Origin of the sequence: Colwellia piezophila ATCC BAA-637 (genome assembly GCF_000378625.1) — a bacterium.
In the GTDB taxonomy this organism is placed as follows: domain Bacteria; phylum Pseudomonadota; class Gammaproteobacteria; order Enterobacterales; family Alteromonadaceae; genus Colwellia; species Colwellia piezophila.
The window spans coordinates 114,870-140,058 of record NZ_KB905162.1; the positions used below are offsets into that span (position 1 = coordinate 114,870).

At 38.3% G+C, this 25,189-nt stretch carries 14 protein-coding genes; 8 read left to right on the forward strand and 6 right to left on the reverse strand.

What is annotated here, in order from left to right; translation table 11 throughout:
- Positions 1 to 334 precede the first annotated feature (334 nt).
- From F580_RS0106370 to F580_RS0106380, 3 genes are all read left to right on the forward strand, one after another.
- Complete coding sequence (locus tag F580_RS0106370) at positions 335 to 5,431, forward strand: diguanylate cyclase domain-containing protein (RefSeq protein ID WP_019026868.1); 5,097 nt, start codon at positions 335 to 337, stop codon at positions 5,429 to 5,431.
- A gap of 1,021 nt (positions 5,432 to 6,452) precedes the next feature.
- On the forward strand, positions 6,453 to 8,483 hold the full coding sequence (locus F580_RS0106375; protein WP_019026869.1) for a diguanylate cyclase: 2,031 nt from the start codon (positions 6,453 to 6,455) through the stop codon (positions 8,481 to 8,483).
- Between the two features lie 416 nt (positions 8,484 to 8,899).
- A complete protein-coding gene (locus F580_RS0106380; protein ID WP_026301285.1) occupies positions 8,900 to 10,504 on the forward strand; it encodes an ABC-F family ATPase in 1,605 nt (534 codons plus the stop codon).
- A 140-nt stretch (positions 10,505 to 10,644) separates the two neighbouring features.
- Here the strand turns inward: F580_RS0106380 and F580_RS24085 are convergent, their stop codons facing one another.
- From F580_RS24085 to F580_RS0106400, 4 genes are all read right to left on the reverse strand, one after another.
- Positions 10,645 to 11,133: a type 2 periplasmic-binding domain-containing protein gene (locus tag F580_RS24085; protein ID WP_019026871.1), complete on the reverse strand. Its 489-nt coding sequence runs from the start codon at positions 11,131 to 11,133 to the stop codon at positions 10,645 to 10,647.
- A 129-nt stretch (positions 11,134 to 11,262) separates the two neighbouring features.
- Positions 11,263 to 11,859: a TetR/AcrR family transcriptional regulator gene (locus F580_RS0106390; RefSeq protein WP_026301286.1), complete on the reverse strand. Its 597-nt coding sequence runs from the start codon at positions 11,857 to 11,859 to the stop codon at positions 11,263 to 11,265.
- Positions 11,860 to 11,934: 75 nt separating this feature from the next.
- Positions 11,935 to 12,825, reverse strand: coding sequence for an alpha/beta hydrolase (locus F580_RS24090; protein ID WP_019026873.1), 891 nt, complete (start codon positions 12,823 to 12,825; stop codon positions 11,935 to 11,937).
- Positions 12,826 to 13,239: 414 nt separating this feature from the next.
- Entirely contained in the window at positions 13,240 to 14,649 is a 1,410-nt protein-coding gene (locus tag F580_RS0106400) for an MATE family efflux transporter (protein ID WP_019026874.1), read from the reverse strand.
- A 261-nt stretch (positions 14,650 to 14,910) separates the two neighbouring features.
- Here F580_RS0106400 and F580_RS25440 point away from each other — a divergent pair, with 261 nt between their 5' ends.
- Positions 14,911 to 17,238, forward strand: coding sequence for an ATP-binding protein (locus F580_RS25440; protein WP_019026875.1), 2,328 nt, complete (start codon positions 14,911 to 14,913; stop codon positions 17,236 to 17,238).
- 114 nt (positions 17,239 to 17,352) lie between these two features.
- Here the strand turns inward: F580_RS25440 and F580_RS0106410 are convergent, their stop codons facing one another.
- The gene (locus tag F580_RS0106410) at positions 17,353 to 18,303 is read right to left on the reverse strand and encodes a choice-of-anchor H family protein (RefSeq protein ID WP_245560589.1); all 951 of its coding nucleotides are present in this window, start codon (positions 18,301 to 18,303) and stop codon (positions 17,353 to 17,355) included.
- A gap of 129 nt (positions 18,304 to 18,432) precedes the next feature.
- Here F580_RS0106410 and F580_RS25445 point away from each other — a divergent pair, with 129 nt between their 5' ends.
- From F580_RS25445 to F580_RS0106430, 3 genes are all read left to right on the forward strand, one after another.
- Positions 18,433 to 18,831 (forward strand): PepSY domain-containing protein, encoded by a 399-nt coding sequence (locus tag F580_RS25445; RefSeq protein ID WP_019026878.1) that lies wholly within the window; start codon positions 18,433 to 18,435, stop codon positions 18,829 to 18,831.
- Between the two features lie 42 nt (positions 18,832 to 18,873).
- Positions 18,874 to 19,551 carry a response regulator transcription factor gene (locus tag F580_RS0106425; protein ID WP_019026879.1) on the forward strand — a complete coding sequence of 226 codons (678 nt, stop codon included), beginning with the start codon at positions 18,874 to 18,876 and terminating at the stop codon, positions 19,549 to 19,551.
- Positions 19,552 to 19,637: 86 nt separating this feature from the next.
- Positions 19,638 to 20,996: an ATP-binding protein gene (locus F580_RS0106430; RefSeq protein WP_245560590.1), complete on the forward strand. Its 1,359-nt coding sequence runs from the start codon at positions 19,638 to 19,640 to the stop codon at positions 20,994 to 20,996.
- Positions 20,997 to 21,071: 75 nt separating this feature from the next.
- Here the strand turns inward: F580_RS0106430 and F580_RS24100 are convergent, their stop codons facing one another.
- Entirely contained in the window at positions 21,072 to 23,681 is a 2,610-nt protein-coding gene (locus F580_RS24100) for a M1 family metallopeptidase (protein WP_019026881.1), read from the reverse strand.
- Positions 23,682 to 23,879: 198 nt separating this feature from the next.
- Between F580_RS24100 and F580_RS0106440 the strand changes: the two genes are divergently transcribed.
- Entirely contained in the window at positions 23,880 to 25,184 is a 1,305-nt protein-coding gene (locus tag F580_RS0106440; protein WP_019026882.1) for a DUF3300 domain-containing protein, read from the forward strand.
- The last annotated feature ends 5 nt before the right edge of the window (positions 25,185 to 25,189 follow it).

A 25,189-nucleotide genomic window follows, 5' to 3' on the forward strand; every position in this document is an offset into this window, starting at 1 on the left:
TTTTACCAATCATAAATACTCCTGATACGAGGACAAATATGTATTTTTCCGTGCTAAAGGATTAAATGTCACTGATTTATTTTATACTTTCATTTTTTGGGTATTGAATCATAGTTTTAATCTATACTTTGAAATATCTTGCATCTTTTAGTTGTTTTATGGGATGTTTGATAGAAGAACCGCTATAGTTTACAGTGATGTTACGGAATAACTCGTCGGGGTTTTCATCCACTACGCGATAAAACAAACACTGTACTAGGATTAATTTGTAAGGGATATATCAGGTTGTATAAATAGGCTGTGTAAACGCTGTAATCAAAGGTTTGTAGTCTTCATGAATTTATCCCAATTTAAGATAAAAGATATACTTTATTCTTACGAAGATACCGTAGTGGCGCGTGTTATCCCAAACAATGCTGAATTTGCTAATACAACCTCTGAAAAGCCAACCGTTATTATTAAATATCAAAATACGGATTACCCTTCAATAGAATTAGACGCTCGTTGGAGAAACGAATTTAAAATTTTACGCGCCATCGATTCAAAATGGGTGATTAAAGCACACGCTTTAAAGCGACATCAAAACAGTCATATATTGGTACTAGAAGATTTTTCGTCAACAACGTTAAGTAACCTCATCGCAACAAACACACTCACATTTAGCCAACGTCTACATATAGCGTGCCAGTTAACCTCCGCCTTAGCTGATGTGCACCGTTTACAATTAATCCATAGAGATATTAACCCAAGTAATATTTTAATAGACCCCGCTACACTGCAATTAAAACTGTGCGATTTTGCCTTAACCACTCGTCTTAGTCATAAACAAATAAAATGTCTGAATCATGACCTATGGGGGAAGTTTGAATATATTTCACCTGAACAAACAGGACGTACCAATATAAAGGTAGATTATCGCAGCGACTTTTATTCGCTAGGCGTTACTCTGTATGAGCTGTTTAGCGGACGTTTACCCTTTACTTCGCAAAATGCGATGACCTTATTACACTCCCATATTGCTCGTACGCCCGAGCCTTTAGTTAATATAAAACAAGACATTCCATTGGTGGTTTCGACGATTGTCACTAAACTCATGGATAAATCGCCAGAGAATCGTTACCAGAGTACTTATGGGCTACAAGCGGATTTAGATAAATGCTTCGATCAATGGAAAAAGAACAATACTATTGAAAACTTTATTTTAGCCGAAGCTGATGTATCTTTTCATTTTAATGTATCGAATAAACTTTACGGCCGTGAAAATGAACTGGCGACTATTTTAGTAGCATATCAACGCGCCTGCACAGAACATAACGAGTTAGCCATGGTTAGCGGTTATTCTGGTGTGGGTAAATCAGCCTTAGTACATGAATTACAAAAAAACATTATCGCCACCGATGGTTTATTTATCATGGGTAAATGTGATCAATACAACCGTGGGCAACCTTTTTTAGTCTTAATTGAAGCTCTGCAACAGTTACTACAACATCTGTTAAGTGAAAATAGTGAAAAACTCAATCAATGGCGAACTAAGTTACAAATGACGCTTGGTAACAATGCCGCGATTATTACTGAGTTATTACCCGATTTAGCCTTAATTCTTGGCCCTTCATCAGCATTAACCGTGTTACCACCCGCTGAAGCTGAAATGCGATTAAACATGGTGTTTATTGATTTTGTTAATGTGCTGTATTCTAAAGAGCAACCACTGGTTATATTTCTTGATGACTTGCAGTGGGTTGATATGCCCACATTAACCCTATTACAACAAGTGAACGATAGTAATAAAAATGGCTTATATGTTATTGGTGCATACCGCGATAACGAAGTCGATGAGGCGCATCCCCTTACGATTGCCTTACAAAAGATAGAACAGGCAAACGCATTAACGAAAATCCATCTCCTCCCGCTAAAATTAAAGAGCGTTCAAGAATTACTGTGTAATACACTACAGTGCGATTTTGATGAAGTATCGGCTTTAGCTGAATTATGTTTAGAAAAAACAGAAGGCAATCCTTTTTTCCTCAACCAGTTTTTATTAGCACTTTATCAAGAAGATAACATTAGTTATAACCATAAAAAAGGTAACTGGCAATGGCGTATTGAAGAAATAGACAAGCACTCAATGACTGAAAATGTTGTTGATTTAATGATTGAAAAACTTAAAAAACTCAATAGCGAGACACAATTGCTTGCGTCTATCGCTGCACATCTTGGCCATAGTTTCAGCTTGCATCAATTATCATCAGCGTGTAATCACGATACGATAACAACCGCAAAAACCTTATGGCCAGTATTAGAAGCTGGATTTATAGTACCACAAGATGAGTATTACCAATTTATCGATGATGAAGCTAGCTTAAACCAATCTCACTATTGCTTTTTACACGATAAAGTTCAACAAGCCGCTTATCAATTAACGCCTGAAGAAGGTCGTGAACAATTATTACTGCGTATAGGCAAACATTGGTTAGAAAACATAACAGAAGATGAGTTAGACGTTAACCTTTTCACTTTACTACGCGTACTTAATGGCGCCATCAACATCATAAATAATACTGATGAATTAAAAAAAATTGTCACGTTAAATTTACGAGCAGGATTAAAAAGCAAAGATGCTGCCACTTATGATACGGCGGCCAGTTATCTACGAATTGCTAAACAACATTTAGCAATTGATGCATGGGAAAATGATCCACAGCAAACCTTAGCCGTATACAAAGGGTTAATAGAAACTGAGTTTTTAGCCGGAAACATCGATACAGCAGGAAATTTATACCTTAAGAGCGTTAACAGTGCCCCAACAAATAAAGCTAAAATAGCCTTAATTTTAGTGCAAGCAGATCAACATCAGTCACGAGGAATGTTTCCAGATGCCATAGAAGTTTTAATGGGCGGCTTAACACTTTTGAATGTTGACTTCCCAGCAAGTGAAGCTGAGGCCGAACAACAATTAGTTACTACTTTTACCACGACGAAAAACTTAACGAAGCAATATACTGATGAGCAACTATTAGCCGCAGATAAAATGACAAATGAGCATTGTTTACTGCGTATGGAAATACATAATGCTTTAGCTTCCGCTTTTTACTTATCTGGCTGTGCCCGTTCATACGCCACTAACGCCTGTAATATGGTGAAATTAACCTTAGAACATGGCCAATGTGAACTTAGCTCCATTGGATATGCTGCTTATGCCACTGCTATGTCTATGATGGGTGAAAAATATCCTGCTTGTTACCAAATGAGTAAACTGGCAAAAAGTGTTTCAGACTTATGGGAAAGTAAATATCACCGCGCAACCATTTATCAATATTTTGCTTCAAGTTATCAACACTGGTGTGAACCCATTGAAAATTCTTATATTTTTCAAGAACAGATTATTGCTTGGGGAGAAGAAGGCACCAACCTTGTTTTCGCTGGTTATGCCGTTTTATTTAAGGCCTGTAACAAATTCATTAAAGGCGTGCAGTTAGAAGAATTACAAAAAGACATTGAACAAGGTTTAGCTTTTTTGAATAAAAAGCAACAGCCTGCAACCATAAACTTTGTCTTATTAGGTGCTTATCAATCATTATTAGCCTTCCAAGGAAAAACACTTATTCCACAAGCATTGAGCACGGAAGCATTAAACACTGAATCGTTCAACGTTGGCCAATATTTTAATGATGATTTTCATACCCCTTCGATGGATATGGCTTTTTATACTTTTGCAACTCTCCGTTATGCTTATCTGATGAATGACAAAGTATTGCAAGCGCAATGCATTCAAAATATTGATATTGTTTGTATGTTTTTACCCGACACACCAGAAATGACAGAGAGCTTGTTTTACGTCGCTTTAATTTTATTGGATGACAATATTACCCATAAGAATACCAAAGATAATTCCAATAGTAATGCTCAAAATAATGCAAAAGCTAACTTGGAAAAAGCACAAGAAATTTGTGACCAGTTTCAAATATGGTCCGTTGATAGTCCCAAAAACTATTCACACAAATATTTATTACTCGCAGCAGAAATAGCCAGAGTTCAAAGGCAAGATGCCCTAGCAACTGAATTTTACAATAAAGCACTTGATGCCGTTGAAATAGCTAATTTCATTCATTGTGAAGCGCTGATTAACGAACGGTACGCAAAATACTGGGCTGATGTAGGACAGAAACGTATCGCCAAAAATTTTATTAAAGATGCACATTACCTTTATGCTCGTTGGGGGGCTACAGCAAAATGTACCCAGTTAGAACAGCAATGGCCGCAGCAACGTTTCAATTTAATCAGTGGTACTGTTCCATTGGGGGGCAGTTCACAAAGTTCAATACACAGCACTTTCGCTAGCCAGACTCAATTTCTTGATTTACATTCACTGCTAAAAGTTAATCAGCTTTTATCTGAAGAAATTTATGTCAATTCTTTATTAGAAAAAATGATGACTGTACTGATGGAAAATGCAGGCGCTCAGCATGGCGCGATTATTATTAACGAAGAAGAACAATTGATAGTGGAAATAGTCGGTTCTATTAATGATTTTTCTGCTCGTATTGACAGCCAATCACATAACATCAACCTTGATGATGTTGCTGCTGAAAAACAGCCTTTATTACCCGATACTTTAATTCGTTATACGCAAACAACCATGCAAACATTGATCATTGATAATCCAGGCGAAGATGCTCGTTTTATTAATAATAGTTACTTACGGATGAACAATCCCAAGTCGGTTCTGTGTTTGCCTATTATTAGCCAAGGTCGATTAATCGCTATCGTTTATTTGGAAAATAACATTACGGAACACGCTTTTACTAAAAAACATAAAGATACGGTTGAGCTTATTTCAGCACAAGCTGCTGTTTCATTAATTAATGCACGGCATTATGAAACACTAGAAAAGAAAGTCGCACAGCGTACTGAAGAATTGCAGTTATTGGCGATTAAAGATGGTCTTACCGGTATTTTTAATCGCCGTGAATTTGATACCACCTTAGAGAAAGAGTGGAGTCGGGCTTCTCGAGAATTTGGTTCATTATCATTAATAATGATAGATATAGATTATTTTAAAGCTTATAACGATAATTACGGACATCCCGAGGGTGATTCTTGTATAAAGTTAATTGCTCAAACGTTAAGTTCAGTAGTTGCGCGTAAAAATGATTTTGTCGCTCGTTATGGTGGTGAAGAGTTTGTTATTTTAATGACAACATCAGATCAAAACGCGGTTGAAAGTCTTGCTCAACGTTGTATCAAAAAAATTAGGGATTTAGCCATTCCTCATCAATTTTCAGAAAACGCCGAACATGTCACCATAAGTATTGGTATTGCAACGATAAAAGCATTACCTAATGTAGAGCCTACTACGTTAATAAAACAAGCAGATATAGCTTTATATCAATCAAAAGCAAATGGTCGTGATCAATATACCTTCTCTATATAGAGATAATTATTACGGAGTGACGTCATATCCTTACGCCTAATGATTTAATGACCGCTTGTGGCATCAGTTCCCCTAAAGAGCAACCGATAGCTAAAGTCTATAATGCGCAAGTTGCGCATAAAATCTATGGCGCAATGTGCCCCATACCGCCACAGAATTTAATACCTAAAATCATATTAATCTAATGTCCGCTTTGTTATTTTCTAATCAAATTAGAATTTTTGACTTTATAAATTCCTGATGAAATTTAGAACAATTCTATTATCTAACGCCGGCTTATTTTCATCGGTTCAAATGTCGCTAGATAAGCCAAGGCTAAGGTCTTCTTTCGTATCAAAGTAGTCGTTAGACAGGGTGATTTGGAACAACAAATTTAGACCGCAAAGTGGTAGCTACTGCCCTTAACCACTCACTTTAATAAATTAGTATATTCCAAATAAAGTAGCTATTTTGTTAAGAGCTTCTTTGTGCGCATAACAGACCAAATCAACTTCCTGATTTACTCAAAATTAGGTGCGCTATTGATACGTAAGCTGACAGAATAATTTGAATATGCCATGCACACTCTGTTAAGGTTTGTTGAAGTGAACAACATTAAAACTTAAAACTTTTCTGCTGGATTTTAAGTTGACATTTAAGTAAGGCCCACACATCATTAACAGCACCAAAGACAATATGACTAAAGTAGAGTTACAACTATACTTAAACCCAATATAATCACTATGTGTAGCTGTATTTTAAATAAAGTGCATAAATAAACCTTAATGTGATAAATAACAATTTTTATTCTGATTATATAGTTAGTTTATAAATGTCAAAACTTAGCGGAGTTAAAGCAACTCGTCGATAAATTCATATACAGTGAAAGGAGGGCGCACTTAAGCTTAGGTATGAAAACACCAAACCAAGTACATAAAAAAGACCAGCAAGTAGAAGCTACTTGCCTTCCATTAAAAACTATCAACGTATATTAGGACGGGACAGTGTTTAACAATGATATATATTAAAGAGGCTTAACCAATTGAAAATAATCAATCCCCGTGAAAGTTTTCAGCTTAGTTCTCTTATTATGTCACTCCGTGAAACGCAGCTAAGTACACTATATTATTCTCTTGCCCTCGCTTTTTCAGTGCTCTTGTTTTCAGCAAATGTGCACGCTGTAGAGAAGGTGGTATTGCAACTCAAGTGGAAGCATCAATTTCAATTTGCGGGTTTTTATGCTGCCGTGAAGCAAGGCTATTATGAGGAAGAGGGTCTGAGTGTTGAAATTCGATCTGCCGATATGCAGCGCAGTACCTCGGAAGTAGTGCTCAGTGGTGACGCCCAGTATGGTATTTCTGATTCCAGCTTGGTGTTATCTAGGCTAAAGGGGCGACCCTTGGTGGTGCTTGCAGCAATTTTTCAACACAGCCCTATGGTTCTGTTGACCTTGGAGTCTTCAAGGATAATCAGTCCTCTGGAGCTGAAAAACAAGAGGGTAATGTATCAACGTAATATCGATGACGCTGTTTTATTAGCCATGTTTATTGAGATGGGTTTAAGAGAAAATGATCATATTTATGTGCCGCATACTTTTAGTGATAACGCTTTAATCAATGCTAATGTTGATGCTATGTCGGCCTATATCACAGATCAGCCCTATTTCTTTAGGGAGCGTGGAATAGCAATCAATATCATCTCACCCGCGAACTATGGCATCGATTTTTATGGTGATATGATTTTTGTCGAAGAACAATACCTGTTGGCTCACAAGGATCAAGTCTTGGCTTTCCGTCGTGCTAGTCTTAGGGGCTGGGACTATGCCATAAAACACCAGGAAGAAGTGGTCGATTGGATTTTGGCGAATATGGAAACCGATAAATCCCGTGATCATTTGCTCTTTGAAGCGGAAAGAACTGAACGCTTGATTCAACCAGATCTGGTGGAGTTGGGGTACTTTAGTCATAACCGTTTTCTCCGCATTGCCAATATTTATCGACAGTTGGGTTTTGCGCCTGCCCACGCAGAAATATCAGGTATTAATTATCTCGACTATTACAAGGAAGATGGTCGCAATCTCCGATGGTTGTACATAACTGGATTGATTTTTCTCTCACTATCCATTCTTGCACTGGTATTATGGATACTTAACCTGCGACTTAAGGCTAAAGTCGTCTCGCGTACTAGGGAGCTTGAGGAGACGACTCGCTCTCTAGAGCAGCATCTTAGAGTATTAGACCAATATGTAATTACCGCCTCATTTACACAGGACTGCACATTAACAGAAGTATCGAAAGCATTATGTAATATATCTAGATACGAAAGACAAGAGCTTATCGGTAAGCCACTCTCGTTTTTGCTTCATCCTGATACGCCTGAGGACACTTACAGCAGCCTATTGGAGGCGATTAAAAATGGCCAGAATTGGTCCGGTGAACTCCTCTATTGCGACAGTCAGGGAGACGATTGTTGGATATATACTGAAATTGAGCCACAACAAGACAGAAATGGATTAACCACGGGTTACACCGCAATATCGGTTGATGTTAGTGACAAGAAAAAAATGGAAATAATGTCGACCACCGATAGTCTCACGGGTTTAGCAAACCGCCGCAAGTTGGATGACGCACTTGCACAATCTTTGGCCGAAGCACAACGCTATAATAAACCCTTATCAGTTGTAATGTTGGATATTGATAAATTTAAAGTGGTTAACGATAGCTATGGTCATATTGTTGGCGACCAAGTAATTAAAACTATAGCTAACTTATTGAAGTCGAATGTACGCGATAGCGACATTTCTGGCCGTTGGGGCGGTGAGGAATTTTTGTTAGTTTGCCCTGAGACTGAACTAATGGGAGCACAGCGCGTTTCTGAATTACTACGACAAATTATCAACGGCCACCATTTTCTTGATATCCCCAACCAGAGCTGTTCCTTTGGAGTGGCGCAGTGGGATCACACTGAGTCTCTGAATACTTTACTGGAACGAGCCGATAAGGCCCTCTACTCAGCAAAAACAAAGGGTCGAAATCGCGTGGAGTTAGGGCGTGTTAGTGGCTCGGTTGAATAATAGAATGTTGCGTCGACTAATTGGATCCACAGCTCAAAAGAAGACATTAAGTTTTTCAGAAGCTAATGTCTGTTATGGTGGTAACAGTGAGCCTTAGCTCGTAATCAAATGATCAACTAAAAACAGGTCACCGCTAAGGACTTCTTGGTGCATTAAGCGGAAGTCTTAATAGCTAACTTCTTCTTTGCGCACTTAGTGAATTAAATACGGTGTAGTAGGTTTGCCCTAACAACTAAACACTATCTGTATACGATAACCCCATAATTAGATTACGGACAACCTCCAAATCCCGCCATCACCAATGAGTTCGTTATTTGTACAATTAATCTAATTATCATTATCATTAAACCGTCAACTCAGCTATAATACGCGACTTGAAAAATCCATGATCACTTTTTCGTTCGGAGTATAGGCTTATCATCACTACAAGTAATATCACCATGCAATTTGGCGCAGAGCCGTTGTTTGAAAACATCTCGGCTAAATTTGGCAACGGTCACCGTTACGGTTTGATCGGCGCAAATGGCTGTGGAAAATCTACATTTATGAAGATACTCAGTGGTGAATTAACGCCAAGCTCGGGCAATGTATCGGTTAGTACCGGTAACAAAGTAAGTACTTTGGGCCAAGATCAGTTCGCCTTTGAAGAGTTCAATGTTATTGATACTGTGATCATGGGTGATATGCCGCTATGGAAAGTTAAGCAAGAACGTGACGCTATTTACGCTCAAGTAGAAATGAGTGAAGCCGATGGCATGCGCGCGGGCGAATTAGAAAGTGAATTTGCTGAAATGGATGGTTACACCGCCGAAAGTCGTGCTGGTGAAATTTTATTAGAAGCCGGCATTGAAGAGTCTTTTCATTTCGGTACTATGCAACAAGTTGCACCCGGTTGGAAGTTACGTGTATTACTAGCACAAGCGCTTTTCGCTAATCCTGATATTTTGTTACTTGATGAGCCAACCAACAACTTGGATATTCATACCATCAGTTGGTTAGAAGCTGAGTTAAACAAGCGTAAATGTACCATGATCATCATTTCTCATGATAGACATTTCCTTAATTCAGTTTGTACTCATATGGCTGACATAGATTACGGTGAATTACGCATTTACCCGGGTAACTATGAATTCTTCCTCGAGCAATCGGGATTATTACGTGAACAGTTATTATCAGGTAATGTTAAAAAAGCGGAAGAAATTGCTGAGTTACAAGATTTTGTTAACCGTTTTGGTGCTAATGCTTCAAAAGCAAAACAAGCGAGCTCTCGTGCTAAGAAAATGGATAAAATTAAACTTGATGATGTTAAGTCGTCGAGCCGTATCACCCCTAAAATCGCCTTTGCTCCAGGTAAAAAAATGCATCGTCAAGCATTAGAGCTTGAAAACCTAGGTCACGGTTTTGATGGCGAAATGTTATTTGAAAAAGGTGATTTATTGCTTAAAGCAGGTGATAAATTAGCGATTATCGGCGAAAACGGTGTCGGTAAAACCACCTTGTTACGCTGTTTAATGAGTGAACTAGAGCAAACTGAAGGTGTGGTTAAGTGGTCTGAAAATGCATCAGTGGGTTATTGTCCACAAGATAGCGGCTCATTTTTTGATAATGACTTAACATTAATGGATTGGATGTCACAATGGCGTAGACCTTGTCATAACGATTTAAGTGTTCGTGGTATGTTAGGCCGTATGTTGTTTACTGACGATGATGCCAACAAAAAAGCACGTAACTGTTCAGGTGGTGAAAAGAACCGTTTATTATTTGGTATGTTAATGATGGCTGATATCAATGTATTAATCATGGATGAGCCCACTAACCACATGGATATCGAAGCGATTGATGCATTAAATAATGCCCTGAAAGATTTTGAAGGTACGTTAATTTTTGTAAGTCATGACCGTGAGTTTGTTTCAAGCTTGGCGACACGAATTATTGATATTAAAGATAAAAAATTAGTTGATTTTCAAGGCTCATTAGATGAATACCTTGCTAGTCAGTTAGAAGCGAAAAAAGTCGCTTAATTTGGCATAGTAAAAATCAATCTAACAATAAATTCATCGATGGACTGTTGTTAGATTGATATAGCTAAGCATTATATTTTGTGGTTTATTTTAGTTGAGCTGTTTTCGTCATTATCTCGACTTGTTTGCTGCAGATACCGTCACTGAAAATCATGCTTTTGATACTTCGCAACAATTTCTTTTAACGTCCCTTTCTCAACTAGGCGCGCAAAGCCCTGAGCAATATTCTGCTGCAACGCTTCATTGATAGACTGTTTACTTAAGGCAAAGTAAATAGGGTTCTGATGAATAATCAACCCAGAATAGCGCAAGCCATAATATTGCACATCATGTTTAATTCCATGAATAACGTTGCGTTTTACTTCTAAAAAACCACTGATCCTACCGCGTTTTAATAATCTTAATTTAGTTTCATTATCGGGAACATGAACGAAGTATCCTTTATAATCATTGTGATGGATAAAACGTTCGATTACTTTCCCGTAGTAGGCATCTCGTTGAATTGCTATTGGCTTATCAAGCTTGATAATGTCATCAAGGCTATTTAAGTGGTAATTTGAATTGACATAAGTGACAAAAACAATAACTTCATTTCGAATCGGTCCGATAAAATATAAATTAATTGCCACTTAGTCATCGGGCTACTCTTAATTACTGATGCGTTAATTACTAATTATAGGAAGTGGGGGGGGGGAATAATATTTTATTAAAACTTAGCGGATAAAAGTGTTAAGGCTAGCAAAGAGACTTTTACTTAATTACACTTGATATTGTTTTAATAACCTAGCAACGCTGTTTTTAAATAAAGTGTCTGAGGCGTTTATTAGTACCGTGTGTTGGGTAATCGCATGACCTAAATATAAACTATAAAGCTCATAAGCGATGGCCACGCTGTCAACTTCAGACGTTAATTTATTTTGCTCAACACAACGATCAATTCTATGGGTGAGGTAGTTGAGCAATCTATTTTGTTGCTCAATGGTAAAGGTTCTTACTTTTGACGAAGGTCTATTTTGGAATTCAACCACAGCCTTGATAAAAGGACAGCTTACTTGGTGTTCTTTAAACATTTCACTGGTCCAGTCGGCCCAGTTTCCTAATAACGAGATCACATGCTCCAATGGATCTTCTCGCCACGCTGGTTTTATTACTCGCTCTCGAAATAAAGCTTCACCATATTCTAAGATGGCAATTTGCATATCTTCTTTATTTTCAAAGTGTGAAATAACGCCGGTTCTTGATAAGTTACAGAGCTTAGAAACCGTGCCTATGGTTATGTCGGCAAGTCCATACTGGCTGCTATGTATTATGCTTTGTTTAAGTATTTCTAAACGGGTACGTTCGCCTTTGTTCATTGGTAGCAATTCCATTAACTTTGTTATCAACGTCTAGCTCTTACCTTATAAGGAAATAAAAACCTTTTCATTTTCCTAAGTGGCAAGAAAATGAGTAGATTTGGTATTAGCCAAAACCTGTGCAATCTTATTAATGACGCTAGTATCGCTTAAAATCCTGCTATGACCAAGCCCTTGTGTCGTAATCAAGGTTGTTTGCTCTTGTTGTAAGAATTGTCTAACGTCCTCAAAGGGGGCATACCTATCTTGCTCGTCATGAATAAAGGTAAAATCCAACGTTAACTTATCTCGGTTACTTTCGGTAGTTAATTGCTGCCATTTTTTACCATGCTTATGGCTGATACTCTCTAAAACTCGAGTCAGTAACTTTCTTGAAATACCTGCTTGTTCTACTTTTTCAAACATTAATTCGAAAAAGTTAATCGGTGATGAAATAAGGATTATCTTTTTACTCGTCAGTAAATATCTTGGTAGGTTCAAGGTGGCAATTGCGCCCATTGAATGACCAATAATGGCCTCAACCTCGATACGCTCTTCATTGAACTGCTCAATAAGTAATTCTAGGCTTTCAATAAAACTGAGTAAATGTGAGTTATTGCCAGATGATTTGCCATGACCGATATGATCAATGGCAGCTACCCTATAACCTAGCTCGGTTAATGAAAGGATCATTTCTTGAAAGCTTTTACTAGTATCCCCCCAACCATGACTGACAATAACGACTCGGGAACCAGAGCCAAATAAATTCACGTGAGCAATGCCCATAGAGGTCAATAATTTTAACTCTGTAGCTGGCTTAATTTGTTCGAAATCATACTGACGTCGACCATAAGGTTTCATTAAAATATTTTCCCCCAAGAAGGAGCTGAACCTAGGGGCTAATGTACTTAATAGACCGGTTAAACCACGACTGATTGAAGTTAAACCAAATTTTGAACTGGTATTGTTAAAGTAACTAAATTTCATATTTATTACCCGTGTGTTATCTAAAACACAAAATAGTACGACTGTGCTTTTATAATAGTTCGACTGTACTATTTTGTAAAGTTATTTATTAGCGGCTTGGCATTTTTGTTAAAAATAGTCATAAAATAAAAGCTATAAAAGTACTCTTTTCGAGAGTGATAACAAGGGCAGTTAAGCGTTGGCAACAGATGTTAAGTGCCAGCTTTTATGGGCAGGTTTAGGGGGAGCTTATTAGAGCCTATTTTTCCTAGTCGGTCGTGAGCAGAAACTATTTTACCGGAGGGGATTTTCCTTGCTTAGTATCGCTAGCCCTACTCTAGCAGTGGCTATTGTTATTCCCGGGCTTCAGTTTTATTAGTAAGCATAATGTATAAATACTGCTTACTCTGACTATTAACACAGCAAAATAACGGCTTAGCTAGCTGAAAACTTACTTTTCTCCAGGTCATCAGTAGTGTCTTTGGGCAGACCATTTTTTGTTAAATCATCACTAGGTAAACGTTTTTTAAATTCTCGTTTGAGCAAGTAAAAGCTTACCGACGCTTGAATACAAACAGTAATAACAGAAACATACCACAGCTGTTCTATTTGGAAATCACTCTGTTGTGATAACCAAAGAGCAGGCAGGATAAAAGTGGTTAAACGTGTTGCCGTGCTAATTAATGCCGGCATGGTATTACCTAGTGATTGAAACATACCTGAGCAAGTAAACACTAAACCTGACGGGACAAAATTCCAACAAATAAGTTGTAAAAACATCATACTGATTAAGATAACTTCTTTGTCATCAGAGAAGCCTTGTACCATCAATTCAGCTTGGCTTAAACAGACTAACGTGAGTATTGCCATCAGTGAACAAGTCATGATGGCAGACCAAGTAAATGTCTCTCTCACTCTTTGATAGTTTTTCGCACCAAAGTTTTGTCCGGCAATGGCGGGTGCAGCAAAGGCGATAGCCATGGCCGGTAAAAATAATGATTGCATTATCCGTGAACCCAAACCAAATCCTGCTTGCGCATCCGCGCCAAAGGGCTGAATTAACCAATAAATACTGGCCATATAAATAAACATTAGCAAGAATTCACCACCAGCAGGTAGGCCAATGGCGAGTAATTTTTTAATGCGCGGCACATCGACATACCAAAGGGAGAAGTCAACACTGACGTATTTCTCAGAGGTTTTGAAATAATAACATAACAACACTACCGCGAAGACAACCGACAGTGAGCTAGCAAAACCGGCACCGGCAATGCCCATGGCATAACCTGATCCCCAACCGGCAATTAAAATAGGTGAAAGCATAATATTAAGCAATATAGAAAGCGTTTGAATTACCATGGTTGGTTTAACGATACCGGTACCACGCAATGCTGCACTGATAGAAACCATAACAAACTGCAAGGCCATACACGGAATGAACCAATGTAAGTAAGCTAAGCCCATTATTACCGTTTCGGCATCTTGCGATATTAAATTAAGGTAAGCCTCTGCCCCTAAATAGCCGATAACACAAACAATGACACCAGTGACTGTAGATATCATCATCGATTGATTAAAAGTTAAGTTAGCGTCCGTTTGATCCTTAGCACCAACCGCATGAGAGATAAGAGCAGCAGTACTGACATTAAGTATCTGGGTGAGTGCAAATATCAAAAACATCGCATTACCCGCTAAGCTCAATCCTGCTAAAGCCGCAGCCCCTAATTTGCCAACAAAATACAAGTCGACGATGAAATATAGCGTTTGAACAAGCATGCCTATCATCATCGGCAATGCCATATTAATTAGATGCTTAGGGATTGAGCCTTGGGTAAGATCTTTCATGGACGATGAAATCCTTCAATGGATAATGGGGATGAATGATGACGAGAATAATAAGACTAACAGCCGTTAGGATTTTCTAGCGGCTTAACATATCGTATCTAAGCATTAAAATAAATAACTGCATGAGAATGATTTGGTAGAGCAACAATTATTTACTTATTACGCTATTATTTCCTATAGTTAAATCAATTGATATTTTTTCAAGGTCGAGGCATGCAAATCCTGGAAATACCTTTTCATAAACGTTTAACAAGCAAGTTTATGGCTATAGCGTTCGTGCTGTCATTATTACCTCTTATTTTCCTTTATTATTATTCAACCAATAGTGCTACCGACATGTTAATTAACACCTTACAGAGCAATCTTAAGGAAAAGGCTTTTTTGGTGGGCGCTGATATCGACCGTTACTTTACCCAGCGAGAACATGATGTGCGGGTATTATCACAAGCTGACGTACTTGAAGGTAATGATATTGAAAGCATAATTCAATACCTTACTGAAGTTATCCAAGAAACACCCTACCTAGATGATATCGATATTATCAACCCTCAAGGCATTGTTATAGCCAGCTCTGGTGCACAAAATGAAAAAGGTAAACATGTATTAGAACTATACCCAGAGTTGAAAAGTTTATTTTCTGATAGCCAAGCGGCAAAGCAAGGTGACATCTTTGTCTCTAATATATTGCAACTAGATAATGGACCAGGTCTTGCTTTTATCACACCGATTACCGATGACAGTAATGAAGTCGTTATCAAAACCTTATTGGTTGAAATTAATCTAGATACCATAAAAAAGATAGTGTCGGATTTTGATGAACGTGTTATTGGCAATAAGTATGTTTATCTGGTTGATAATGATGGCCGTGTTATTGTCACTGCCGATCCTAAAGTTAAATTGCTCGATTTTTTCCCTGATCTTTTTGTTGAAAAAAATTTACTGACTAAATTCTCCTCTCAGGGGGAGGTTGGCAGTATTATCTATACCGATCACCTTGGAGAAGAAGTGATGGCCGGTTATGCCGATATGGCGGAGTTTGGTGTTAACAAAGCCATGGATTGGAGCATTATCGCGGTGGCACCTTTAAAGGATATTATCGAGCCACTTAATAGTTATAAGTATACTCTACAACTGATCACCCTCATTGCATTTTTGCTCGCGGTAGCATCAATGCATTTTCTAAGCCGTAATATCTTACTAGCGGTGCTGGCTCTTGTTGATGGTGCTCGCAAGGTTGCCGGTGGAGATTTTCATTTCCGTGTTAAGGATAACCGAGATGATGAACTTGGCTATTTGGCTAAAACCATAAATAGCACCTTAGATTATCTTATTAGTGCACAAGAAAAAGAGATAATAGCCACTAAAACTAAAGCCAGGTTTCTCGCTGTCATGAGCCATGAAATACGCACGCCATTAGCGGGCATTATCGGTATGGCTGACTTACTTACTGCAAGTAAGTTAACGGTTGAACAGTTAAGTTGGAGCCGAAATATTAATAAATCGGCTGATAACTTATTGCATATTCTCAGTGAAATTCTTGATCAATCCAAACTTGATGCGGGAAAAATGTTAATCGAACAACGAGATTTTTGTTTAACCACTTTAATAACAGAAAGACTGGAAGTCTATATCGCTCAAATGGCTGGCAAAGGCCTTGAATGTGAAGTGAGCATTGCGGATAATGTGCCTGCTGGTATGCATGGCGATCAAACGCGTATTGGCCAAATACTTACTAACTTATTATCTAACGCCATTAAATTTACCGAAAATGGCAATATTAGTGTCAAGGTATGCATTAAAGATAACAGCCATAAGCTCAGTGATAATACTAATACAGGTAAGGACATCAGTGATTCTGAAAATGACCTTGTTTTAATTTCCCCCCCAAAAATGCTTTCTATCATAGTGACAGATACAGGCATAGGACTGAATAAACAAGAAATAGAAAAATTGTTTAAGCCTTTTTCTCAGACAGATGACTCTATTTCTCGTACTTATGGAGGTACTGGTCTAGGGCTATCTATATCAAAACAGTTAGTGGAATTGATGGGCGGTAATATAGGAGTGGAAAGTGTTGCAGGGCTTGGTAGTAAATTCTACTTTACCCTACCTTTTATAGAAAATAAAAACCCGATAATTCAGCATGATACAAATAAATCAACCGGTAGCTGGATCGCTATGCGTTCACTGAATATCTTGGTCGCAGAAGATACCCCGGTTTTACAAAAAATAATTACCAAGGTATTAACCAATCTTAACCATACGGTTATTTTGGCTGAAAATGGTGAGATAGCGGTGGCAAAACTTAAATCGGAAAATATTGATTTAATATTGATGGACATTCGTATGCCGATTATGGATGGCATGGAGGCGGCACGTGTTATAAGAGCTTTGTCATCAGAAAAATCAAAAATACCTATTATTGCCCTTACTGCGGATATTGCTGCCGGCAACATCGATGACTATATAGAAAGCGGTATAAATGACGTTTGTGCTAAACCGTTAAAACTCGATGAATTATTAGTTGCTGTTAACAAGTTATTTGATGAAAGAATTCATTGCTATCACGAGAATGTTGAAAAAAAATAGCTTAGTAGTTACGTTGCCAAAACGAGTAACGGCAAAATACCATTCCGCATAAAGAAGTGAGCACTTTCTTATACGGATTGGTATAACAACGGTAAAGTTATAAAGTCCACCAGGTTAATTAAATGTCGAAGCCTTAGGGTTGCCCCGACCAATAAGTAAAGTCAGTATCATTAATAATAAAAGCGCTAAGGAATAATTGCCGGCGTGAACATGAGTTTCATCGTAATATTCAACATATTCGGTATCATAATCACTGCTCTCTAAGGGCAGGGCGTACAAGCTATTACTATCATCACTACTATAAGAGGCAATAATATTCGGATAGCCCTCTTCATAAAGATCAATAAGTACATCGTAATGATTAGGATTAAAACCTTGCATTAAGGTGCTATACACCTCAAAGCTATCATCTGAACTCTCACCCTGAATTATAAAACTGTCAGTGCTGTAGTAGTGCTGCCAAGGGCCGCCATTTTCACTTAAATATAATTCTGCATAAACAATCGCTTCATCAAAAGCACTGTAGGTGATTAGATCGGCATCAAAGGTAACGCTAAAGGTTTGATAATAACCGTCACCATCGTAATCTTCGATTAGCTGTGAATAGCCCTCATAAATGATAAAACTACCGTCACTAAAACTTCTACTGGTACTGTTCATACTTGCCATTTTAGCCCTGTTTTTATATAAGTTAGCGGCTGTTTTATCGCGTGCTTGTTGATGTTTTTGGGCAATGAACGCTTGTCGAGATAGCTTTGAAGCTTTATTCAAAGCTTGGTCACTATCACCTAGCGCTATTCTCTGTCTGATCTTTTGCAGCAGGGTATTGGCTGATGTCTTGTTAATGTCATTAACCGATTGGCCACTAGAATAGTTTTGCTTGGTCTCTAATTCAGTACTATCTGCTTTAGCGCTATCAACTTGCTCAGCGACGCTTGGTAATGCCATTGTCATCAATAAAAATAGCAAAATCAGCGGTAAACTCGTCAGTATTTTGGCTGATAATAAGTCGGTATTTCTCAATACTGAGATGAAGGGTAGGTACTTGATAAATTGTTTCATCATAAAGCTCTCGTTACGCTGATTTAAACCTATTAAAGCGTAAGTAAAGTGAACTCAAGCTGAACAGCTTTATCGCGCACTGTTAAGCGATGAGTCGCGTTATGATCCTCCGTGCCAAAATTAATATTCAGCATGCGTTCAGCTAGTATTTTCTATCATAACGGTATACTTGGTTTATTTGCGCCAAGCATTCTTTTACACTGGTGTTATAAAGGTTTTTCTCTATTAGGTATCGAGATGATGTTACGAGTTCTTTTTTTAGCGCTAATTCTGAGTACTACCGCTTTGCTAGCAACTGAAACGCTGGCAGTAAATAAGCAGGCTCAGAAACAAAAAAGCCAGCAAGAGGTGAAAAAACACATCAGCTCAAAGCAAGCGGCAAAACTTGTGCAAAGGCAATATGGCGGCAAAGTATTAAAAGTAAATAAACAAAAAAATAATGCCAGCTATAAAGTCAAAATTGTAAGACCTAATGGGCAAGTGATCTCTAAAAAGGTGAATGCAAAAACCGGTAAAATAGAAAAACATTAGCTAATCACTAGCTATTAACTAGGGATACCAAAGGAAGCTGTTATGCGTTTACTTTTAGTGGAAGACGATCAAGCTTTACGACAAGAGCTTCAACAACAGTTAGTTGTACAAAACTATTCGGTTGATGTCGCCTCTGATGGCGAAGTGGGCTTATTTCAAGGCATTGAATATGACTATGATATTGCCGTTATTGACCTAGGCTTACCTAAGATTGATGGTATTACGCTCGTTAAAACGTTAAGAGAAAAAGGTAGAGACTTTCCTATTTTAATTCTGACCGCTCGCGATCGTTGGCAAGATAAAGTAGCGGGTCTCGACGCTGGCGCTGATGATTATCTGACTAAGCCTTTTCATGTTGAGGAGCTTAGCTCTCGTTTAAATGCGTTAATCAGACGTAGTGCTGGTAAAGCGAGTTCGACTATTACTAATGGCCCCTATAGTTTAGACACCGTAACTTCACAAGTCTTAGCCGAGCAAGTCAGTGTTAACTTAAGTGCCCATGAATTTAAAGTATTTAAATATCTTATGTTACACGTTGGTGAGGTTGTTTCTAAAACCACGTTAACTGAGCATATTTATGATCAAGATTTTGATTTAGACTCTAATGTCATTGAAGTTTTTATCAGGCGTTTACGAAAGAAACTTGATCCTGAGGGCAAACATAACTTTATTGAGACCAAGCGTGGTCAAGGTTATCGTTTGATCAACTTTACCGACTAGGATCGCTTTTGAACCGTTACTTTAATAGCATTTTCAAGGTTTTTTTTAACTCGCTGAAAGTCCGCTTGATGGTAAGCATATTAGCAATGGTGATCATCATATTACCAAGCATTGCCTTTATCATCATGAACTCGTTTGAAAAGCATATGATGCGCAGCATCGAAAAAGAGCTAAGCGCCTATAGCTATGCTATTTTGGCGGTAGCAGAAGTCGAGCAATCAGTGTTAGTTATGCCTGAAATACTGATAGAAAATCAGTTTAATGTCAGTGCCTCTGGCTTGTATGCATTCATCTCAGGTGAGGCCAGGGAGAAAAAAACACTCAAAAATTCGTTAGCTGCCAATGCTAACAAAACACTTGTCTCAGTAAAACCGAAATTATGGCGTTCTCAATCTTTGCTCACCCTTAACTTACCTAATCAATTACCTGAATCTATCGCAAGACTGGCCACAGGAGAGACACATTTTTCCACCATTGAGCTAAGTAACAGTCCGCATTTTATTTATAGCTTTGCGGTAAGCTTTAGTGAAGGGGAACAAAGTTTTCCTATGACAGTTCATATTCTTAGAGACAAACAAGCTTTTTTACTGCTCATAAGCGATTTTAAACAGCAACTGTGGCTTGGTTTAGCGATATTAATGGTGATTATATTTATATTGCAACTAGTCTGGTTGATGTGGACGTTGAAACCTTTATCTACTTTAGAGCATGAAATAAAAGCGGTTGAGCAGGGCAGAGCTGAAAAACTGACCAGTTCATACCCTAAAGAGTTAGCTAAGCTCACCAGCCAATTAAATAAATTATTAGCGACTGAACAAAAACAAAGGCAACGTTACCGCAACGCCTTGTCAGATCTTGCCCATAGTTTGAAAACGCCATTGGCTGTTTTACAAGCGCAAAGCGATATTTCACCGGTAAATCAGGAGCAAATAACCCGGATTAATTTGACTATTGAGCATCAATTAAAGCGCGCACAAAGCGCCGGTCATTCTTCTTGGTTACTTGGCATTGAGATTCAACCTATTGTTGAAAAACTGCTTAAGACCTTAGCTAAAATCCATCATGAAAAACCGAAAAAAGTTAGCTTAAATATTACCGGTAAAGTGGTATTTCAAGGTGATGAAGCCGATTTGTTAGAGTTATTAGGTAACCTGCTAGATAACGCTTTTAAAGCCGCGAAAAGCACTATTGTCCTCACCGTAAGTCAGCAAACTGATACCTTGATCATGAAGGTTGAAGATGATGGTGTCGGACTCAATGAGCTTCAAATCTCACAAATATTGGAACGTGGTGTGCGCGCTGACACCTATGTTCAAGGGCATGGGGTCGGCTTAGCTATCGTTCGAGATTTGGTGGCAAGTTATCAAGGCGAGTTACATATCAGTCGCTCTGACACACTCGGCGGCGCTCAATTTAAAATTACCTTGGCGGGTAATAAAAGCTAGCAGTACATTGGCATAAGTTTTTTCAATAAAAAAGGCACCTACTTCACGTACGTGCCTCCAACCTTAATAATTCATTTATAAACTTTGGCTATTTATACCATTCTGGTAGCGAGCTAAAAATTGAGAGAATGACTGCGCTTCTCGTTTTTTCATCACTAAGCAATTATTCTCAGCCTCTAATGATTTACTTAAACTCGCTTGATATACCTCGCCTTTGGCATGATAAAATGACTTCATTTTTTCGACGTTATCAGCTTGGCATGATGGCGACATAATAAAAGGTAAGTAACCTTGATATATTTGAGGTAAAGCTTTCACCATTTGGTCAAAGTTTTTATCTAACCATTGATAAATATGGCTTTGATCTTTGTTGATGTAGAAGGTACCACTTAAGGGGGAGGCTTTATCTCCGGCAGGAATATCCTCATTAAGTATTTGTTCTAGTAAGTACTGTACTGATTTTTCTTTAGTAAAATACATCGAAGACATGATATTAGATTTTAATGAAGCATCAGAGCTTGCCAAGTAGGTATCAAAGTAGGTTTTAACTAAATCGCCGTTATCTAACATCGCGGCAATTCGAAGGGCTTCCCTACCCAAGTTATCATCAATGCTTTCATCCCCCTTTAGGTACTTGTGCGCTAAAGTAATTAACTCTTTATTAAGTTTAGGGTTATTACCTAGTTGTCCTAAGGTTCTTAGCAGTCTTGGTCGTAGGGCTAATATGGCGTCATCATCACCTGCTCGGGTTTTACTGCCTATGCGCTTATACCAAGGCGTTAATATTTCGGTAATATAGTCGCTAAAGGCGTATTGATTAGCGGCATTAATATGTTGCTCACCAATCACTTTTATTTCTTCAATTACTTTAAGAAATACGATGGCGTTATCTTCATGGCTTAGTTGGGTAAGTAAGGTTAAGTGATCAGCGACCGAAATTTTACCGGCATTTAATAACCCGCTACTATTTGACAATAGGGCTACTTTTTCAGGGTTACTTAAAGCGCTAACGTCATTGACCAAGGCTTTATATTTGTCTTGAGGAATTTCCCAACGAAAATAACCATTACCGTTCGCGACGGGGAAATACCAATCAGCTTCAATTAAACTTTGAATTTGTAGTGGTTTATCAGTTAATAAAACCTGCTTGAATGCTATTTTATTGTTTTGTTTATATTTAATGGTTAAGGGGACTTGCCATGTCTGCTCAGGCACCTTTGAACCATAGTTTTTAAAGCGCTGTTGTGTTACCTGACCTTTATCATTAAAGGATATTAGTGCAAAACCTGGTTGGTTTAAGAAGGTATTGGCAATTTCGCTAATCTGATAGTTTGATTGTTTTTCAAGGGCATTCCATAAATCTTGGGCTGTGGTATTTTTCCATTGATGCTTTTGCATGTAGTTTTGAATGGCTATCTGAAAGTCGTCCTCACCGATAGTTTGTTCAAGCATATTTAAAATAGCATGGCCTTTACTGTAATTTAAACCCATGCCATCTTCGGCATCATCAGCAGTGATTATTTCTTTTCTAATGGCTTTCGTGGTTGATAAAGCATCTTCATAAAAAGCATCTTCTTGGGGCAGAGATAGATTACTTTGGTATTGAGGATAGTGCTGAGCCATTATTTTTTGCGCCATCCAGGTAGCAAAGGCTTCGTTTAACCATAAGTCGTTCCACCATTTCATGGTAACTAGGTCGCCATACCACATATGAGCTAGCTCATGAGCAATAACATTTAAACTCGATTCGGCATCTCTAGCACTGGCCGTATCGCCACGTAATAATAATTCAGTCCGGTAGGTGACTAAACCCGGGTTCTCCATCGCGCCGAAGGCATAATCAGGTACGGCGATAAAATCTAGCTTCTTATAAGGATATTTCATGCCAAAATAATCTTCTAAAGCAGCTAATATTTTAGGGGTGTGTTTAATGGTAAAGCCAGTTTGGTTGCCTGTGCCTTTGGGAGAATAAATGAATCCTGGCACTGAGAGGCCTTTAATTGGGGTTTTATCTAAGTCACCCACGGTAATGGCGATTAAGTAACTCGGCATTGGCGGCGTTGCTTGGAAATGAACGGTTTTATTATCTCCTTGGCTAATTTCTTTAAATACCGGGGTATTGGTGGCAACCTTAAGGTTTTTAGGGACGGTGAGGGTAAGTTGGTAAGGTATTTTTACATTGGGCTCATCAAAAATAGGAAAAGCACGGCGAGCAAATAACATTTGAAATTGCGTAAAAATATAGTGTCTACCTTGATATTTTGTTCGGTATAACCCTAAAGCATCTTTGGAAAACTTACCGGCGTATTCAAGCACTAATTGATAGGATCCCGAGGCAATATCTTTGCCATCACTTAACCATTGAATATCATACTTTCCCTTGCTGGCGGTAAGCACTCGCTCGGAGTTGTTATTTTTTAAAGTAATTGATTTTACCGTTAAATCGAGCCAATGAATGCCAATACGTTTTGTTGCCTTAGTCACGTTGATATCAATGGTAGTAATGCCTGAGTAGCCATCTTTAGTGGGATCTAAGTGCATTTCAATAGATTGAGCGGTAGGAACTGTAGCGCTAGGTAGGCGATGCTCTTCTGTCTCAGCCAATGCTAATGGCGACAAAATCACCTGCATGAATATTAGGCAAATGCCAAGAGAGCTTTTTTTAATTTTTTTATAGTTAAACATTTATTTATCCCTAATTTATTTTAACGTCATTGAGTTTAGCAAAACAATGAAGGATGACAACGTTGGGGGGTTCTTAGTCGGGCTTAGCTTAGTCTCGCTGTTAGGTTAGGTTAGTCATAGCGGTTTTTTGTTCAGTCTTGGTTCAGTTAAACACGGGTATGCTAGTGGCTATGATAAGTAATAAATATAGGTCAGCTTATGAACCTTCTTAGCAAAAACTCATTAAAGCACAGCAAACTACTCTACGTACTCTGTTTAATTTTGGCTGTTTTTTCAACGACATTAACTGCACAAGAACAACAAGAAGCCACTGCAGTTGAAACCTCTGAGGCTGAACTTGCGCAGATGCTAGCACCAATAGCACTTTATCCAGATACGCTACTAACCCATATTTTAATCGCCGCTACCTATCCCATTGAGGTGATTGAAGCGGAACGTTGGCTGAAGAAAAATTCACAATTAACCGCGGCGCAACTCGATAAAAAGGCACAACAACAACGTTGGGATGCCAGTATTAAAGCACTGTTAGCTTTTCCCAGAGTTATGGCTAAGTTGAGTGACGATCTCACATGGATGCAAAAGCTTGGTGATGCGTTTCTACAGGATGAGGCCAGGGTGTTAGCGAGTATTCAAACCTTAAGACAACAAGCTGAACAAGCCGGTAGCTTGGCAAATATCGACAATGTTAACATCATAAAAGAGCAGCAAGTCATTATTATTGAACCCGCGCAGCCTGAAATTATTTATGTGCCTTATTATGATAGTCGCGTGGTCTATGGTAATTGGCATTGGTCACACTACCCACCCATTTATTGGCATAATCCCTATTATTATGCCGCACATTATGGCCATTTTTATTGGGGTCATGGCGTGCATATTAGTAGTTATTTTTACTTCAGTGCATTTCATTGGCACAACCGCCATGTCGTGGTGAATCACTACAATATGCATGGATACCATCCAAGAAAGAAAATAGTGGTCAGTCATCATGCAAAACGTTGGCATCATCAGCCTAAACATAGGCGTGGTGTTGCTTACAGTAGTGGTCGATTAAAACAAAAATATTATCGGGCTATTATTCACAGTGACCCCAAAATTCACCATAATAATCAACGTATGGCTGGCAGCAGCCACCAAGTGAGATCATATAATAATATTACCTCGGTTAATCGACACAAAAACTTTAATGAAAAATTAAAGGTTAAGTCGCATCCGCAAAGTAAGCAACATAATAAGCCCAGTGGCCATAAAGTTAGCAAGTCAAAAAATAACTATTATGCTGACAATAGTCATTTTAATAACAAAAAACATTATAATAAGAGCAGCCACAAGAGCAGCCATAATCGCGCAGGTAATGTTTATAAGGTTAATGCCACGAGGTCAGAAATGGTGCGCCCTAAAGCGACTAGAGTACCAAGTAAGCAACATAATTCAAGGCCAAGACAATCAGTAAAGAAAAGCTCAGTACGAACAGCAAGTCAGCATAAACAAAGAATCCACTAGGGAAG